3 protein-coding genes are annotated in these 2,645 nt (G+C 63.2%); all 3 read right to left on the bottom strand.

What is annotated here, in order from left to right; all coding sequences use genetic code 11:
• Positions 1-1,140: polyribonucleotide nucleotidyltransferase (locus Q0S16_RS01240; RefSeq protein ID WP_295844142.1), on the bottom strand; the 1,140-nt coding region annotated here is incomplete at its 3' end.
• A gap of 314 nt (positions 1,141-1,454) precedes the next feature.
• Positions 1,455-1,724, bottom strand: coding sequence for a 30S ribosomal protein S15 (gene rpsO, locus Q0S16_RS01235; protein WP_295844139.1), 270 nt, complete (start codon positions 1,722-1,724; stop codon positions 1,455-1,457).
• Between the two features lie 2 nt (positions 1,725-1,726).
• Positions 1,727-2,645 (bottom strand): tRNA pseudouridine(55) synthase TruB (gene truB / locus Q0S16_RS01230; RefSeq protein ID WP_295844137.1); only part of this gene is annotated, 919 nt, incomplete at its 5' end.

The following is a 2,645-nucleotide window of genomic DNA, read 5'->3' as shown; positions in this document are numbered from 1 at the left end:
GTGCAGCAGGAACGTTTCTTTGTACGTTCCCGACAGCGAGTCGATGTACTGCTCGTCTTCGCCGGTGCCGAGCGTGGTCACGACCAGCGCCTGGGTCTCACCGCGGGTGAACAGCGCCGAACCATGGGCGCGGGGCAGCACGCCGACTTCGCAGACGATCGGACGGACCGTGGTCAGGTCGCGGCCATCGATGCGCTTCTTGGTGTCGAGGATGTTCAGGCGAACGATTTGCGATTCCAGTTCCTTGAACACGCCGGCGATGCGCAGCTTGTCGTACTTCGCTTCCTGGCCTTCCGGGAAGTAATGCGCCATCGCCTTCTTCTTGACGGCGCCGACGGCCGCGTAACGCTCCTGCTTGATCGGCAGCGAATAGGCGGCGCGCAGCTCGGTCTCGACCAGGCCGAGCATTTCCTTCTCGATCGCGCTGTCGTCGATGACGGCGACTTCGCGCGGCTCCTTGGCGGCCTTCTCGGCGAGCTCGATGATCGCCTTGATCACCGGCTGGAAGTGGCGGTGGCCGAACATCACGGCGCCGAGCATGATCTCTTCGTTGAGCTCCTTGGCTTCCGATTCGACCATCAAGACGGCATCGCCGGTGCCGGCGACGACGAGGTCGAGCTGGGTGTCGGCCATCTCATCCAGCGTCGGGTTGAGCACGAATTCATCGTTGATGAAGCCGACGCGGGCGGCGCCGATCGGACCCTTGAACGGAGCGCCCGAAATGGTCAGCGCGGCCGAGGTGGCGATCAGGGCGAGAATATCCGGATCGTTTTCCATGTCGTGCGACAGCACGGTGACGACGACCTGGGTCTCGTTGCGCCAGCCATCGACGAACAGCGGGCGGATCGGACGGTCGATCAGGCGGGAGACCAGCGTCTCCTTCTCGGTCGGACGACCTTCGCGCTTGAAATAGCCACCCGGAATGCGGCCGGCGGCATAGGTCTTCTCGATGTAGTCGACGGTCAGCGGCAGGAAGTCGATGCCATCCTTGGCGGTCTTGGCGGCGACCACGGTGGCGATGACAACGGTCTCGCCATAGGTGGCCATCACGGCGCCGTCAGCCTGGCGCGCAATCTTGCCGGTTTCGAGCTTGAGCGGACGGCCGCCCCAATCGATCTCGACGGTATGAACATTAAACATATCGGTTTTCTTTCATGGGTTCACGAAAGCATGGCGCCGAAAACACAAAAACCATGCGCAAGACCGCGGGAAGCCGTTCGCGATGTCCCGCGAAACCAGCGTCCGGCGATCCGGCCATGGCTATCGTGTTCTGAATGGCGTCCATCCTTCCGATGGTCGCGGGGGTCCCACTGGACCTTGCCGCGCGACGGGCACCTTGCCCGTCATCGTCCAGTCGCCGGAGTGCTGCTGGACGTTATCGTGCGGCCCTTTGTTGGCCCGCACTACGTAAGTGGATACAAAAACGCGCGCAGGAGGCTGCGCGCGTGATTTGTTTAGCGACGGATGTTGTGCTTCTCGAGCATCGCCTTGTAGCGCGGCTCGTCCTTGCGCTTGATGTAATCAAGCAGGGAACGACGCGTCGAGACGAGCTTCAGAAGGCCACGGCGGGAATGGTTGTCCTTGACGTGGGTCTTGAAGTGCGCGGTCAGGTTGGTGATCCGCTCGGTGAGGATCGCAATCTGAACTTCCGGCGAACCGGTATCGGTGGCCTTATTGCCGTTGGTCTTGATGACTTCCGCTTTGCGTTCCGCGGTAATCGACATCGTCAGATACTTTCTTTGCGAGCCGAACTGGCGGTCAGTCCGGTCAGGTTGAACACACGCTTGGGGATGAGTTCGCCATTGTTTATCTCGGCGAGGGCCAATAGTCGGCCCGCCACCGTGACATAAACCGTGCCGCTACCAGTGGGCGCATCCCGTCCGCGCAACAAAACGGCCTGGCCCCGATGGAGCCTTGCCGCATCCGCCCGTGTGACGGCCAGTGCCGGGATGTCGTCCAGCGCGGTCTCAACGGGCAGTAGCGCGTCGGCGAGGTTGCCCTCGCCAGACGCGGCTCTATCGCACAAAGCCTCCAACTGTTCCAGCGGAATCATGTCGATCTCGGCAAATGGGCCGACCAGCGTGCGGCGCAGCGCGCTGATATGGCCGTAGCAGCCGAGCAGGCGGCCGATATCGCGGGCCAGCGCCCGGACGTAGGTACCCTTGCCGCATTCGGCCTCGAACACCGAATGGCGATCGTCCGGCTGTTCGGTCAGGATCAGTTCGTGAATCACCACCGGGCGCGGTACCAGCGGCACGATCTCGCCATCGCGGGCGAGGTCATAGGCGCGTTCGCCGGCGATCTTGATGGCGGAATATTGCGGCGGGGTCTGCTCGATATTGCCGGTAAATCGCGGCAGCAGCGCGCGGATCTGTTCGGCGGTGGGCCGGATGTCGCTGGTAAAGGTGACCTTGCCCTCGGTGTCGTCGGTGTCGCGCTCCTCGCCCCAGCACACCGTGAAACTGTAGCGCTTGCGGCCGTCCATCACGAACGGCACCGTCTTGGTGGCTTCGCCCATCGCGATCGGCAGGCCGCCAGTGGCCAGCGGATCCAGCGTGCCGGCATGGCCGGCGCGCTTGGCCGAAAACAGCCGCTTCACCACCGCCACCGCCTGGGTCGAGGTCATGCCGATCGGCTTGTCCAGC

Origin of the sequence: Tardiphaga sp., assembly GCF_025356345.1 — a bacterium.
In the GTDB taxonomy this organism is placed as follows: Bacteria; Pseudomonadota; Alphaproteobacteria; order Rhizobiales; family Xanthobacteraceae; genus Tardiphaga.
The sequence above is the reverse complement of the archived record's forward strand: the minus strand, read 5'-3'. Positions and strand labels throughout refer to the sequence as shown.